The following is a 14,196-nucleotide window of genomic DNA, read 5'->3' on the forward strand; positions in this document are numbered from 1 at the left end:
CCCCACCATGACTACCGACCTCACGCCTTCCCCCGTGCGGCTGCATGCCGTTGCGGGCAAGGGCCAGCCCGATCCGACGCCCGAACTGGAGCAGCTGTACCGGGGCTTTGAGCAAGAGCTGCTGGTGCCGCTCTGGACGCAGATTGGCGACCTGATGCCCCGCCAGCCCCAATCCAAGGCCGTGCCGCACTTGTGGCGCTGGGACCGCTTGAAGGCCCTGGCCGCACAGGCGGGCGCCATCGTGCCCGTGGGCCGTGGCGGGGAGCGCCGTGCCATTGCCTTGGCCAACCCTGCGCTGGGCGGGCGCCCCTTTGCCACGCCCACGCTGTGGGCCGCCATCCAGTACCTGATGCCCGGCGAAGACGCCCCCGAGCACCGGCACACGCAGCACGCGTTTCGTTTTGTGGTGGAAGGCGAGGGCGTGTGGACCGTGGTCAATGGCGATGCCGTGCGCATGTCGCGGGGCGACTTTCTGCCGCAGGCGGGCTGGAACTGGCATGCCCACCACAACGCTGCCACCGAGCCCATGGCCTGGATCGACGGCCTGGACATTCCGTTCTCGTACTACACCGAGAGCCAGTTCTTCGAAGTGGGGCGCGAGAAGCTCCCGCCCGCCGAGCGCACCACCGCCGAGCGTTCATATTCCGAAAGGCTGTGGGGCCACCCGGGCCTGCGCCCGGTGTCGATGGTGCAGGCCCAGCCCGCCACGCCCTTGCTGGCCTACCGCTGGGTGGACACCGATCGTGCACTGGCCGATCAGCTCTCGCTGGAAGACGAAGGCCAGGCGGGCACGCTGAGCCCCGGGCACGCGGCGGTGCGCTTTACCAACCCCACCACCGGCGCCGATGTGTTGCCCACGATGCGGACCGAAATGCACCGCGTGCGCGCGGGCGGTGCAACGCGGGTTCAGCGTGAGGTGGGGTCGTCGGTGTTCCAGGTGTTTGACGGCAGCGGCACCGTCACGGTGGGTGAACGCACTTGGCAGGTGGCGCGGGGCGACTTGTTTGTGGTGCCGTCGTGGCAACCGTTCTCAGCCCAGGCATCTGCTGCTGGCGCGCTCGACCTGTTCCGCTTCAGCGACGCGCCGATTTTTGAGGCGCTGCACAGCCACCGTGTGCAAGTCACTGTTTGATCCATCACTCACCAAGCCGGATTCGGCTTTCATAAAACCAAGGAGACACCCCCCATGCTGACCGCCATTCGTTCACAGATTTTTAGACCTGCCCTGGCGTTTTGCGCGCTGGCCCTTGTGGCCGCCGCGGGCGTGCCCGACGCCGTGGCGCAGACCTTCCCCGCCAAACCCGTCCGCTCCGTCGCACCGTATTCGCCCGGCAGCGGCCCTGACGCGGTGATGCGCATCCTCAGCGAGCGCTTGTCGCGCAACTGGGGGCAGCAACTCGTCATCGACAACAAGCCCGGCGCCAACGGTTTCATCGCCATCGGCGATGCCAAGCGCGCAGCGCCAGACGGCTACACCTTGCTGCAGGTGGACAACACGCACATGGCCTTGCAGCCGCATGTGTTCAAGCAGCTGCCCTATGACCCGGTGAAAGACTTTGAGCCAGTCGCTCCGGTGTATTTCACGAACTTCTTTGTGGTGGTGGCGGCCAACTCGCCCTGGAAGGATGTGGGCGATCTGATCAAGGCGGCCAAGGCGGCGCCGGGCGACATCACCTACGGATCCTGGGGCATCGGCAGCGTGGCCCATGTGGGCGCGGCGAGTCTGGAGGCAGCAACGGGCACAAAGATGATGCATGTGCCGTACAAGGACATGGGCAGCGTCTACACCTCTGTGGCCACGGGGGACATCAAGTGGGCGTTTGGCACGGCAGCGACGGCCGGGCCCATGTACCAGGCCAAGAAGGTGAAGTTTCTGGCCCTGGCTGCGCCCCAGCGTCTGGCGGGCTTCACCGACATACCGACCATGGGCGAAGCGGGCGGACCGGCCGGGTTTGAAGTGAAGACCTGGGTGGGCCTGTTCGCGCCCGCAGGCACGCCCAAGGCAGCCATCGAGAAGATCAATGCCGACGTGGGCAAGGTGCTGGCCACCCCGGAGGTCAAGGAGCGCCTGGCGACCTTCGGTTTCGAGCCCTACATCGGCCCGCCCGCCGAACTCACCAAGGCCATCGAACGCGATTCGCGCACGTTTGGTGAAGTCGTCAAGCGTGCCAAGATTGCCTTGGACTGACACAGGGACTGACACAGGGACTGACACAGGGACTGACACAGGGACTGACACAGAGACTGACCATGAAGCTCTATTCCTTCTTCCGCAGCGGAACCTCCCACCGCTTGCGCATTGCGCTCAACCTCAAGGGGCTGGTCTACGAGCAGATAGCGGTCGATTTGCGGCGTGAGGAACATTTTGGCGATGCCTTCAAGGCCATCAACCCGCAGCAGTTCGTGCCCGTGCTGGAAGCCGACGAACGCCTGATGATCCAGTCGCCCGCCATCATCGAGTGGCTTGAAGAGCGCTATCCCACCCCACCGCTGCTGCCCGGCGATGCAGGCGATCGCGCCCAGGTGCGCGCTCTGGCTGCCATCGTGGGCTGCGACATCCACCCCATCAACAACCGCCGCATTCTGGAGGCGCTGCGCCACCGCTTTGGTGCCGACGAGGCGGCGGTGAACGACTGGTGCGGCACCTGGATCAGCGCGGGCTTTGACGCCATCGAGGCGCTGCTGTCGAAGGACCCGCAGCGCGGTGATTTCTGCTTTGGCAGCTGCCCCACGCTGGCCGATGTGTACCTGGTTCCGCAGGTGGAGAGCGCGCGCCGCTTCAAGGTGGACGTGTCGCGCTGGCCGCTGGTGCAGGCGGTGGACGCGGCCTGCGCGCAACTGGAAGCGTTCCGCAAGGCGGCGCCCAGTGCGCAGCCGGATGCGGGCTGAGCCTGCCGAAGCCCCTCGCGGCGCTTCGACCGCGCTGAGTGAGCGGTTCAAGTGGATTCAGGCGACTCCAAGAACCTCATTCCGTTTCCAAATCATTCGTGTCTAGGCGCGAAGCCGCAGACAGTGCTGTAGCACGGCAAGGCGAAGCAACAACGACACGGATGATTTGGAGACGGAATCAGTCGCCCTGCATGTAAAAAGCCTCGGCATGGAGGTGAGCCGCCTCCATGCCTTTGCCCAGCGCCAGCAGCGTGGTGGTTTCCACCATCGGGGGCGATCCGCACAGATACGCCTGCCAGCCTTGCAGGCTCGCGTGGTCCTGCTCGATGGCCTGGGTCACCAGCCCGCGCCGCTGCGTGGCAGGGTCGGCGCCCGAGGCCACCACCACATGCACCTGCAGGGCCGGGTGCACGCTGCGCAAATGGTCCAGCCACGCCAGGCCATACAGCTCGCGCGGGGAGCGCAGGCCGAAGTACAGGTGAATGGGGTTGCGCATGCCCGCAGCCACCGCGCCGCGCACCACCGACAGCACCGACGCCAGCCCTGTGCCCCCAGCCACACACAGCATGGGCCCCGTGTGCTGCTGGCGCAAATACGCTGCGCCCAGCGGCCCGCTGACCTTGACCTTGTCCCCCACCTTGAGCTGCCCGGCGATGTAGCTGCTGACCCGGCCCTGGGGCATGAGCTGTATGTGGAACTCCAGCAGCTGTTCGCCCGGCAGGTTTGCCATCGAATAGGGGCGCACATGCGTCGGCGTGAACCCCAGTTGCACGTACTGGCCTGGTGAAAACGCAATGGGTTTTGCCACCTTGAGCAGCAGGCGCCGGATGTCTGCCGCCAGCGGCTCGATGGCCACCACGGTGGCCTTGGCCACGCGTGCACGGTGCACCACGGCCTCTTCGGGGGCGGGCACTTCGATGGTGCAGGGCTCGGTCACATAGGTCTGGCAAGCCAGCACGGCGCCGTCCACGCCGTCCAGCGGGCGCTGCTGCTCGCGCCCGCCATCGAGCACCTCGCCAGACAGCACCCGGCAGCGGCAGATGCCGCAGCGGCCTGACAGGCACGAATACGACATCGGAACCTGCGCCGCGCGCAGGGCGTCAAGCAGGTTCACGCCGGGCTCGGCGCGGATCACGCGGTTAAGCGGCTGAACGAGGATGTCCATGGCGGGCTACGGTCGATTTCATCCAGCCCATTGTGCCCACGAAAGCGCCTGCGAATCACTGGCTGCAATACCATCGCAACTTCATATCACCCGAGCTGATGGAGTAGCGATGGAGCTATCGGATATCGACCTGAACCTGCTGGTGCTGTTTCAGCAACTCATGGTCGAGCGGCGCGTTTCCAAGGTGGCCGACAACCTGGGGCTGACGCAGCCTGCCGTCAGCAACGCGCTGGCCAAGCTGCGGCGCATTTTTGGCGACGAGTTGTTCTTGCGCACCTCGGGCGGCATGGTGCCCACGCCTTTTGCCGAGCAACTGGGCGAATCCGTGGGCTATGCGCTGGGCATGATCCACAGCGGGCTGAACCAGCGCACGCAGTTCACGCCCGCAACGCTCAAGCGCACCATCACCATCGGCATGACAGACATTGGCGAGATCGTCTTTTTGCCCGCGCTGCTGGAGCGCCTGGGGCGGGAGGCGCCGGGCGTCACGCTGAACACCGTGCGCAACAACGCCGCCCATCTGCGCGAAGACATGGAGGCTGGCAAGGTGGACCTGGCCATCGGCCTGCTGCCGCAGCTGAAAGCGGGATTTTTCCAGCGGCGCTTGTTCCGCCAGCGTTATGTGTGCCTGTTCCGCAAGGGCCATGCGCTGGACCGGCCCAAGCTGCTGCTGTCGGACTACAAGGCGGCAGAGCACCTGGTGATCGTGTCCGCAGGCACGGGGCACGGCAAGGTGGACGAGCTGATCCAGAAGGCTGGCATCGACCGCCTGGTGCGGCTAAGCGTGCCGCACTTTGTGAGCGTGGGCCACATCCTCCAAAGCACGGCGCTGGTGGCGACGGTGCCGGAGCGGCTGGCGCTCAAGCTGGTCGAGCCCTTTGGCCTGGTGGTGCGCACGCACCCCGTCAAACTGCCTGACGCGCCCATCAGCGTGTTCTGGCACGCCAAGGTGCACCGCGAGCCGGTGAACCAATGGCTGCGCAGCATGGTGTTTGAATTGTTTGGGGGCGATGGCCCCGCTGGCGGTGATTTGCCGTGATCTGCGGGCGGGGTCTGCGGCGCAAGCCAGACTGCACCGCCGGTCCTGTGAGAACAATGCTATGTTATTTATAGCTTGTTGCGCTTGTCAGTAGGGCGGTAGAGCCTGTTTTTGCATGAATCCGCCATGGCCCCCGAGGGAGGTTGGGTCGTACTTGCCATGCAACGCTGCTCAATACACCAGCCTCTCCGGCCGAATCTCCTGCAGGATGGTCGTCGCAATCTCTTCAATCGACTTGGTGGTGGTGGACAACCACCGGATGCCTGCGCGGCGCATCATGGCCTCGGCTTCGGAGACTTCCATGCGGCAGTTCTCGATGCTGGCATAGCGCGAATTGGGGCGGCGCTCGGCGCGGATCTCGGCCAGGCGGTCGGGGCTGATGGTCAGGCCAAAGATCTTGCTGCGAAACGGCACCAGGGCCGGGGGCAGCTGGCGGCGCTCGAAATCCTCGGGGATCAGCGGGTAGTTGGCGGCTTTCAGGCCACATTGCATGGCCAGGTACAGGCTGGTAGGCGTTTTGCCGCTGCGGCTCACCCCCACCAGGATCACATCGGCACCGGCCAGGTCGCGGTTGCTCTGGCCGTCGTCATGGGCCAGGCTGAAGTTGATGGCTTCGATGCGGTCTGTGTATTCCTTGCTGCGGCTCACGTCGCTGAAGCGGCCCACACGGTGGTGCGATTTGATGCCCAGCTCCTGCTCCAGCGGGTGGACGAAGGTGCCAAACATATCGAGCAGCATGCCCTTGCAGCCGTCCTGGATGACCTTGAGCACTTCCATGTTGACCAGCGTGGTGAAGACGATGGGCTTTTTGCCCTCGACTTCTCCGGTGTGGTTGATCTGCCGCACGGCCTGGTGGGCCTTGTCCACGGTGTCGATGAAGGGCAGGCGCACATGGCGCGGCTTCATCTCGAACTGGGCCAGGATGGCGTTGCCGAAGGTTTCGGCGGTGATGCCGGTGCCGTCAGAGACAAAAAATACGGTGCGCGAGTGCATGGAGCCCCTTTTTTTGGATGCGGCTTGCGCCAGCCGGGTTGCCACCCCAAAGAAGTGGTGATTGCCCGATTTGCGTCAGTCGCGTGAAAGCGTCAGCCCGCTGCCAGATGCTCGGGCCTACAATTGTCACAATTATCCAATTCTCACCATGCACCGCGTCGGCCCACAACCACAACGACAAAGCCTCAGGCCGTGCATGGCCGCCTGCCAGGAGCCATCCAGGGCCCGGCACGCAGACCCGGTTTCAACTTCTGGAGCTTTCCCATGTCTGCACTTTTCAGCCCGACCGCCCTGGTCGTACCGTTTGAAAACCTGAGAATGACCGATGTCGAGGTAGTAGGCGGTAAAAACGCCAGCCTCGGCGAGATGATCTCCCAGCTGCCGCAGGGCGTGCGTGTGCCCACGGGCTTTGCCACCACCGCCCACGCGTTCCGCGAGTTCCTAGCCTATGACGGCCTGGCCGAGCGCATCAGCGCCAAGCTCAAGAGCCTGGACACAGAAGACGTGCGCGCCCTTGCACAAGTCGGTGCAGAAATTCGCGCGATGGTCGAGGCCCAGCCCTTCCCGGCCGACCTGCAAAAGGCCATTGCCGACGAATTTGCCAAGCTGAGTGCTGGCAACCCCGCTGCCTCTTTTGCCGTGCGCTCTTCCGCCACGGCCGAGGATTTGCCCGACGCATCGTTTGCCGGCCAGCAGGAAACCTTCCTGAACGTAGTGGGCATCGACGAAGTCATGCACAAGATGAAGGAAGTGTTCGCGTCGCTGTACAACGACCGCGCCATTTCCTACCGTGTGCACAAGGGCTTCGAGCACGATGTGGTGGCCCTGTCGGCCGGTGTGCAGCGCATGGTGCGCTCCGACCTGGGCGCCGCCGGCGTGATGTTCACCATCGACACCGAATCCGGCTTTGAAGACGTGGTTTTCATCACCAGCAGCTACGGCTTGGGCGAGACGGTGGTGCAGGGCGCCGTGAACCCCGACGAGTTCTACGTGCACAAGCCCATGCTCCAGGCAGGCAAGAAGGCGCTGATCCGCCGCAACCTGGGCAGCAAGCTGATCCAGATGGTGTTCTCCAGCGCGGAAGAAAAAGCCGCCAGCGGCAAGCTGGTCAAGACCGTGGATGTGCCCACCGAGCAGCGCAACCGCTACTCGCTGACCGACGCAGACGTGGAGCAACTGGCGCGCTACGCGCTGGTGATCGAGCAGCACTACGGGCGCCCCATGGACATCGAGTGGGGCAAGGACGGCACCGACGGCCAGCTTTACATCCTGCAGGCCCGCCCTGAAACCGTGAAGAGCCAGGCCAAGGGCCAGGCCGAGCTGCGCTACAAGCTCAAGGGCCATGGCACCGTGCTGGCCGAGGGCCGCGCCATTGGCCAGAAGATCGGCACCGGCCCGGTGCGCCTGGTGCACAACATCTCCGAGATGGACAAGGTCCAGCCCGGCGATGTGCTCGTGACCGACATGACCGACCCCAACTGGGAACCCGTGATGAAGCGCGCCAGCGCCATCGTCACCAACCGGGGCGGCCGCACCTGCCACGCCGCCATCATTGCGCGGGAGCTGGGCATTCCGGCCGTCGTGGGCTGTGGCGACGCGACCGAGCGGCTGAAGGACGGCACGCTGGTCACGGTGAGCTGCTCCGAGGGCGACACGGGCAAGATCTATGACGGGCTGCTTGAAACCGAAGTGACCGAAGTGCAGCGCGGCGCGATGCCCCCCATCAAGACCAAGATCATGATGAACGTGGGCAACCCACAGCTGGCCTTTGACTTCTGCCAGCTGCCCAATGAAGGCGTGGGTCTGGCCCGGCTGGAGTTCATCATCAACAACAACATTGGCGTGCACCCCAAGGCCATCCTGGACTACCCCCAGATCGATGCCGACCTGAAGAAGGCCGTGGAGTCCGTGGCCCGTGGCCATGCCAGCCCCAGGGCGTTCTATGTGGACAAGGTCGCCGAAGGCGTGGCCACTATTGCGGCCGCCTTCTGGCCCAAGCCCGTCATCGTGCGCCTCTCGGACTTCAAGTCCAACGAATACCGCAAGCTGATCGGCGGCAGCCGCTACGAGCCCGAGGAAGAAAACCCGATGCTCGGCTTCCGTGGCGCCGCCCGCTACATCAGCGAAGACTTCGGTGAAGCCTTTGCCATGGAGTGCGAGGCGCTCAAGCGCGTGCGCAACGACATGGGCCTGACCAACGTGCAGGTGATGGTGCCGTTTGTGCGCACGCTGGGCCAGGCCGAGCGCGTGACCAAGCTGCTGGCCACCCATGGCCTTCAGCGCGGCAAGGACGATCTCAAGGTCATCATGATGTGCGAAGTGCCGAGCAACGCCATCCTGGCCGAGCGCTTCCTGGAGTTCTTCGACGGCTTCTCCATCGGCTCCAACGACCTGACCCAGCTCACGCTGGGCCTGGACCGTGATTCGGGCCTGGAGCTGCTGGCGCAGGACTTTGATGAGCGCGACCCCGCTGTCGAAGCACTGATTCATCAGGCCATCAAGGCCTGCCTGGCCCAGGGCAAGTACATCGGCATCTGCGGCCAGGGCCCCAGCGACCACCCTGACTTTGCGCAGTGGCTGGCCAAGGAAGGCATTTCGTCGATCTCGCTCAACCCCGACAGCGTGATCGCCACCTGGCAGCAATTGGCAGGCTGACGCTCCGACCGGGCTGCCATGTGCCGACTGCACCACCCGCCACTGCGTCTCTGATGCCGTGCCTGTGATGCAGCCCCCGCAGCAGCACCGGCGTTCTGCAGATGCCGAAATGGCGGGCCCGTTCCCGCCCGATCTGCACGATGTGCGGCACCTCAAGCTCAAGGCCGGCTTGCTGCTGCTATGGGCGCTGGTGTCGTTTGGTGCTACCTATTTCGCCCGGGACCTGCAAGTGCTGGTCTTTGGCGGTTGGCCCCTGGGTTACTGGATTGCGGCGCAGGGGGCAGTGCTGGTGTTCATTGGCATTGTGGTGGTCTATGGCTGGGCCATGAACCGCTTCGAACGGCAGGATGCGGAGCGCCTCGCAGCGGATGCCGTCGCCCTTTCGGACGACGCGGACCGCCCCCACGGCTGACCATGGCTGAAAACAATTCTTCCGACACCGATCGGGCCTATCTGTGGCGGTTGCACCGCATCCTGGCGCTGTATGTGACCGGGGTGCTGGCCTTTCTGGCGCTGATGACCTGGGCAGAGCACCAGGGGCTTTCGCGGCACTGGATCGGGCCGATTTTTCTGTTCCTCACGGTGATGGTCTACGCGGGCATCGGTGTCTATGGCCGAACCACCGACCCCGAGGAATACTACGTGGCGGGTCGGCGCATTCCGCCCATGTACAACGGCATGGCGGCAGCGGCAGACTGGATGAGTGCCGCATCGTTCATCAGTCTGTCGGGGGCGCTTTACCTGCAGGGTTTTTCTGGCACACCGGGGCAGGCCGGGGGGCTGGCCTATCTGCTGGGGTGGACCGGAGGCTTTTGCCTGGTGGCGATGCTGATCGCACCGCACCTGCGCGCCATGGGCCTGTATACCGTGCCCGATTTTTTCCATGTGCGTTTTGGCGGCCGGTGGCCGCGTGTGATTGCGGCGCTGGCGGCAGTGCTCTGTTCGTTCACATACGTGGTGGCGCAGATTTACGGTGTGGGGCTGATCGCTTCGCGCCTGACCGGTGTGCAGTTCGAGATCGGCATCATGCTGGGCCTGGGCGGGGTGCTGCTGTGCTCCTTCCTCGGTGGCATGCGCGCCATCACCTGGACGCAGGTGGCGCAGTATGTGGTGGTGCTGCTGGCGTTCCTGATCCCGGTGTCCTGGCTGGCGTACAAACAATTGGGCAACCCGTTGGCGCCCGCAGTCTATGGCGCGCAGATCAGCAAGATCGCCGACCTGGAAGCGCAGCTGCTCGATTCCCCCGCAGAGCATCAGGTGGTGCAGACCTACCTGCGGCGCGCCCAGGATTTTGAGGCGCGGCTGCGTGATGTGGAAGGCGCCCTGGAGCGGGAGCGCGAGAAAGGGCGGGAGCGCATTCGCGCGCTGCGCACCCAGAACGCTGATGTAGGTTTGATCGTCACGGCCAGCCGCGAGCTGGCGGCCCTGCCGCGCGATGCCGCAGCGGCGCGCGAACGCTGGACCCGCGAAATGCGCGAGAACTACGAGCGTGCGCGTCCCCTGGGCGGCTTGCCCCTGCACAGCCAGGCGTATGTGGGTGACCCGCAGGGCACGCCCGATGAGCAACGCGACTACGAGCTGACGCGCCGCAACTTCCTGGCACTCATGTTCTGCCTGATGGTGGGCACGGCAGGCTTGCCGCACCTGCTCACGCGCTACTACACCTCGCCCACGGTGTCGGCGGCGCGGGCATCGGTGGCGTGGTCGCTGTTTTTCATCGCCTTGCTGTACCTGAGTGCGCCCGCGTTGGCGGTGCTGGTGAAATTCGAGGTCATGCAAAACCTGGTGGGCAGCAGTTTCGAGGCTTTGCCCACCTGGATGGCCCAATGGGCGCGGGTGGACAGCTCGCTGTTATCGGTGGAAGACGTGAACGCTGACGGCATCGTGCAGTTTGGAGAGATCCGGCTGGGGGCCGACCTCATCATGTTGGCCACGCCGGAGCTGGGGGGCTTGCCCTATGTGGTGTCGGGCCTGGTGGCGGCTGGCGGGCTGGCGGCGGCGCTGTCTACCGCTGATGGGCTGCTGCTTACCATCAGCAACGCCCTGGTGCGCGACCTGTATTTTCAGGACGCAAAGCGCCAGGCGTCGCCGGAGCAGCGTGTGATTTTGAGCAAGTTTGCCTTGCTGTCCGTGGCCCTGTCGGCGGCATTTGTAGCGGCGCTCAAACCCTCTGAGATTCTGCCGATGGTGTCGGCGTCGTTCTCGTTGGCGGCTTCGGCCTTTGTGCCGGTGATGGTGCTGGGTATCTTCTGGCGCGGCACCACGCGGCAGGGGGCAGTGGCGGGCATGCTGGCAGGGCTTGGCGTGGCGGTGTACTACCTGCTGTCGCATGTGCCCGCCATGCGCGCGCTGCCCAGCTGGCTGCTGGCAGACGGGCTGTGGTTTGGTATTCAGCCCGTCTCGGCCGGGGTGTTTGGCGTGCCCACCGGCTTGGTAGCGACGGTGGTGGTGAGCTGGCTGACCCGGCCTGCCCCGGCGCTGCCGCGCATCCGGTCCGAGATGTAGGGGGACTTGGGTTGGCAGGCTGGAGTGCCCTGCCCGTGCGCCTGCTAATGGGTTATGCGTAAACCCCGATTACCAAGCCTGCGCAAACGTGAGAATCTGGGACGTAAAAGCTTACCTGTCGGGGTGAGCTTCGGTCACACCACAATGGTTCAGCTCAAGGAGATTCATGGTTCTCGTCAAAACGCAGGCAGGGCAGGAAGCGCTCAAGGATCGGCGCGGTAGCCTCAGCTCACGCCAGCGCTCGGCTTTTATTCTTTTTGACGGAAAGCGCTCTACGGGCGAAATACTGGCGGCCACGGCAGCCATGGGGATCACGCAGGAGGATGTCCAGGCCATGATTGCGCAGGGACTGCTGGCTCCGCTGCCGGGGCAGTCTCTGCCTGCAGCTTTTGCCACCCCGCCTGATGCGACGGCAGAGCCTGCACCTGCCACCGATCTGGGGACGGTGGCGTCGCCGCTGGAGGGCTCCGGGCGCTCACCCAAGGAGCGTTACCAGGCGGCCTACCCGATCGCCACCGAACTGACAGCGGGGCTGGGGCTGCGTGGGTTCCGGTTGAATCTGGCGGTGGAAGGGGCGGGCAGCTTTGAGGATCTGGCGGCGCTGGCACCCAAGATCCGCGAGGCGGTGGGTGACGCCAAATTCAAGCGGCTGGACGAAGCGCTTTTTGATTGAGGCCCCCGGATCCTCTCCCCCGAGAGGCGCACCAGTTTCACGCGTGAAGTGCGGGCACAAAAAAAGCGGCCCCAGGCCGCTTTGTGTTTGGTGCGTCACAGGGCGCAGTGCTCAGCGGCCGACCTTGAGCAGTTCCACATCGAACTTGAGCGTGGCGTTCGGTGGAATCACGCCGCCCGCGCCGCGTGCGCCGTAGCCGAGGGCGGCAGGAATGATCAAGGTGCGCTGGCCACCGATCTTCATGCCTTGCACGCCTTCGTCCCAGCCCTTGATGACCATGCCCGCGCCCAGCGAGAACTCGAAGGGGTCGTTGCGGTCGCGGCTGGAGTCGAACTTGGCACCTTGCTCGCCGTTGTTGTAGAGCCAGCCGGTGTAGTGCACCGACACGTTCTGGCCCTTGGTGGCTTCGGCGCCTTCGCCCACGGTGGTGTCTTCGTATTGCAGGCCGGATGCGGTGGTGGTCAGTGCCATGGGTGAAATTCCTTGTTTGCTATTAAAAAAAGAGCTATTGGCGCTTGATGGTTAAGCGCTAGCAGCATTTTTGAACCCCATTTTAACGAAAGCCCCGCGCGGAGGTCCGGCGGGGCTTTTCCCTGAGTGGGGCGGGGGGGGGGCGGTTTGGCGTCAGGTTTTTTTGGCGCGGCCAGCGACCCAGCGGGTGGCGAAGGCCTGCACGTCCGACAGGCGCTTGAGCAGGTCGGCGCCCGAGGGGGTGACGGTGTAGCCGTCGCTGCCGTGGTCTACAAAACCGGCTTCGCGCAGTTCCTTGATGCGGGTGTTGAGCGTGTTGGGGGTGATGCCCCCCACGCTGTCCTGCAGCAGGCGGAAGGTCTGGGGGTGACCGTCCTTCAGGGCCCACAGCACGCGCAGTGCGTAACGGCATTCGAGCCGCTCGAACAACTGGTTGATGGCGGCATTTTCTTTGGAGCTCATGGACGCTTCTCCTCGCGCAAGTGTTGGATCAAATATTCATTCGGGTGGGCGAATGCCGGGCCCGGTGATGCGCTGAGACTATAGCGCGGAACCCGTTTTGCTACAAGTTTGGTAGCTCAGAACGCACACCACACATGCGCTACACCCCGAAAAACCTGTGTTACAAGTCAAACTGTTGCGGTAGGGCCACGGTTCTGGGAGCCTGTAGGACTTGGAGCGTCGAAAGCGAAAACTGGCCCCAGCGAGGACAGTTTTTGCCGGATTTGCAGCCCCATAGCCCGGCTATGGCGCAAAAAAGGCGGTGTTCTCGAAGAGCGGCGAAGCCAAAAATGGACCGCTGCGGTCCATTCGCCAAGCCTGACAGGCTCCTGGACGGTCATTCCTGACGGCCCAGCCCTGCCAGGTGGCTGACCAGCAACTGTGCGGCCGGGGCCAGCGTCTGGGCGCTGCGGTAACAGATGGCGAAGCGCCGTCGGGCCCAAGGGTCGCTCAGTGGAACCACCCGGATGGGCGCAGTCTGGGCAAAAGGCAGGGCCACTTCGCGCGGCACGACACTGATGGCCAGGTTGGCCCGCACCACCCGCAGTGCCGCATCGAAGTTGGACACCAGCACCCGGTGCGCCAGCATCTTTCCCTCCACGGCCGCAGCGCGCGCCAGCAACACCTGCACGGCGCTCAGTGCGGGCATGCTGACGAATTCATGGTCCAGCACGTCGGCAAAACGCACGCTCTGGTGCTGGGCCACCGGGTGCAGCGCATGGGCCACCACGGCCAGGTGGTCGGTACGGTAGCCGCAGGTTTCCAGGCCTGTAAGGTCGGCCGCATCCCAGCAGATGCCGATGGAGGCACTGCCGTCGCGGATGCCCTGTACGACGTCCGGGCTCACGCGCTCCTCCAGGCTTACCTGGATGTCGCGGTGCGCCGGGTCTTGCAGAAAAGCGGCCACGTCGTCTGCCAGTGATTCGGCCATCACCGAGGCCGTGACCAGCATGCGCACATGGCCCCGCGTGCCGGTGGCATAGGCCGCCATGTCGCGCTCGATCTGGCCCACGCTGGCCAGCATGGTGCGCGCATGCTCCAGCAGGGTTTCGCCCGCCGGGGTGGGCACCACGCCACGGCGTTTGCGCAGTAGCAGGGGCGTGCCCACGGTGTCTTCCAGCTGCGCCAGCCGCTTGCTGATGGCCGAACCCACGATGGACTCCTGCTCGGCCACGCGTGCAATGCTGCGCTGCTCGCACACAGCGGCAAACAGGCGCAGGGTCTGCAGGTCCAGGTCGCGCATGGGCTTGTCTCCAGGTGTTTGATCTTCCTGTTTGGAATCATATGGCTTCCAGAATGTATTTT

At 64.6% G+C, this 14,196-nt stretch carries 13 protein-coding genes; 8 read left to right on the forward strand and 5 right to left on the reverse strand.

Annotated elements, in window-relative coordinates; all coding sequences use genetic code 11:
• The first annotated feature begins 7 nt into the window (after nt 1–7).
• The 3 genes from LPA35_RS24280 (at nt 8) to maiA (ending at nt 2,889) form a co-directional block, all read left to right on the forward strand.
• On the forward strand, nt 8–1,132 hold the full coding sequence (locus LPA35_RS24280; protein WP_228899610.1) for a cupin domain-containing protein: 1,125 nt from the start codon (nt 8–10) through the stop codon (nt 1,130–1,132).
• 54 nt (nt 1,133–1,186) lie between these two features.
• Entirely contained in the window at nt 1,187–2,188 is a 1,002-nt protein-coding gene (locus LPA35_RS24285) for a tripartite tricarboxylate transporter substrate binding protein (RefSeq protein ID WP_228899613.1), read from the forward strand.
• Nucleotides 2,189–2,250: 62 nt separating this feature from the next.
• Nucleotides 2,251–2,889: a maleylacetoacetate isomerase gene (gene maiA, locus LPA35_RS24290; RefSeq protein WP_228899617.1), complete on the forward strand. Its 639-nt coding sequence runs from the start codon at nt 2,251–2,253 to the stop codon at nt 2,887–2,889.
• A 178-nt stretch (nt 2,890–3,067) separates the two neighbouring features.
• On the opposite strand, the gene LPA35_RS24295 is transcribed toward maiA, so the two are convergent.
• Nucleotides 3,068–4,054 carry a 2Fe-2S iron-sulfur cluster-binding protein gene (locus tag LPA35_RS24295; RefSeq protein WP_228899618.1) on the reverse strand — a complete coding sequence of 329 codons (987 nt, stop codon included), beginning with the start codon at nt 4,052–4,054 and terminating at the stop codon, nt 3,068–3,070.
• Between the two features lie 109 nt (nt 4,055–4,163).
• Here LPA35_RS24295 and LPA35_RS24300 point away from each other — a divergent pair, with 109 nt between their 5' ends.
• The gene (locus LPA35_RS24300; protein ID WP_228899619.1) at nt 4,164–5,093 is read left to right on the forward strand and encodes a LysR family transcriptional regulator; all 930 of its coding nucleotides are present in this window, start codon (nt 4,164–4,166) and stop codon (nt 5,091–5,093) included.
• Between the two features lie 171 nt (nt 5,094–5,264).
• Here LPA35_RS24300 and LPA35_RS24305 read toward each other — a convergent pair whose 3' ends face one another.
• On the reverse strand, nt 5,265–6,086 hold the full coding sequence (locus LPA35_RS24305) for a pyruvate, water dikinase regulatory protein (RefSeq protein WP_228899620.1): 822 nt from the start codon (nt 6,084–6,086) through the stop codon (nt 5,265–5,267).
• 264 nt (nt 6,087–6,350) lie between these two features.
• On the opposite strand from LPA35_RS24305, the gene ppsA reads away from it, so the two are divergent.
• The 4 genes from ppsA (at nt 6,351) to LPA35_RS24325 (ending at nt 11,919) form a co-directional block, all read left to right on the forward strand.
• Nucleotides 6,351–8,741, forward strand: coding sequence for a phosphoenolpyruvate synthase (ppsA, locus tag LPA35_RS24310; RefSeq protein ID WP_228899624.1), 2,391 nt, complete (start codon nt 6,351–6,353; stop codon nt 8,739–8,741).
• Nucleotides 8,742–8,808: 67 nt separating this feature from the next.
• Nucleotides 8,809–9,153, forward strand: coding sequence for a DUF4212 domain-containing protein (locus LPA35_RS24315; RefSeq protein WP_121422795.1), 345 nt, complete (start codon nt 8,809–8,811; stop codon nt 9,151–9,153).
• A gap of 2 nt (nt 9,154–9,155) precedes the next feature.
• Entirely contained in the window at nt 9,156–11,246 is a 2,091-nt protein-coding gene (locus tag LPA35_RS24320) for a VC_2705 family sodium/solute symporter (protein WP_121420625.1), read from the forward strand.
• A 166-nt stretch (nt 11,247–11,412) separates the two neighbouring features.
• The gene (locus LPA35_RS24325) at nt 11,413–11,919 is read left to right on the forward strand and encodes a hypothetical protein (protein WP_228899626.1); all 507 of its coding nucleotides are present in this window, start codon (nt 11,413–11,415) and stop codon (nt 11,917–11,919) included.
• Between the two features lie 111 nt (nt 11,920–12,030).
• On the opposite strand, the gene LPA35_RS24330 is transcribed toward LPA35_RS24325, so the two are convergent.
• The 3 genes from LPA35_RS24330 to LPA35_RS24340 form a co-directional block, all read right to left on the reverse strand.
• Nucleotides 12,031–12,390 (reverse strand): FKBP-type peptidyl-prolyl cis-trans isomerase, encoded by a 360-nt coding sequence (locus LPA35_RS24330; RefSeq protein ID WP_055398683.1) that lies wholly within the window; start codon nt 12,388–12,390, stop codon nt 12,031–12,033.
• Nucleotides 12,391–12,543: 153 nt separating this feature from the next.
• Nucleotides 12,544–12,852, reverse strand: a complete 309-nt coding sequence (locus LPA35_RS24335; protein WP_228899627.1) for a helix-turn-helix domain-containing protein — start codon at nt 12,850–12,852, stop codon at nt 12,544–12,546.
• A 376-nt stretch (nt 12,853–13,228) separates the two neighbouring features.
• On the reverse strand, nt 13,229–14,134 hold the full coding sequence (locus tag LPA35_RS24340) for a LysR family transcriptional regulator (protein WP_228899629.1): 906 nt from the start codon (nt 14,132–14,134) through the stop codon (nt 13,229–13,231).
• Nucleotides 14,135–14,196 lie beyond the last annotated feature (62 nt).

The organism is Acidovorax sp. Leaf73 (genome assembly GCF_916855635.1).
GTDB classification, from domain to species: domain Bacteria; phylum Pseudomonadota; class Gammaproteobacteria; order Burkholderiales; family Burkholderiaceae_C; genus Acidovorax; species Acidovorax facilis.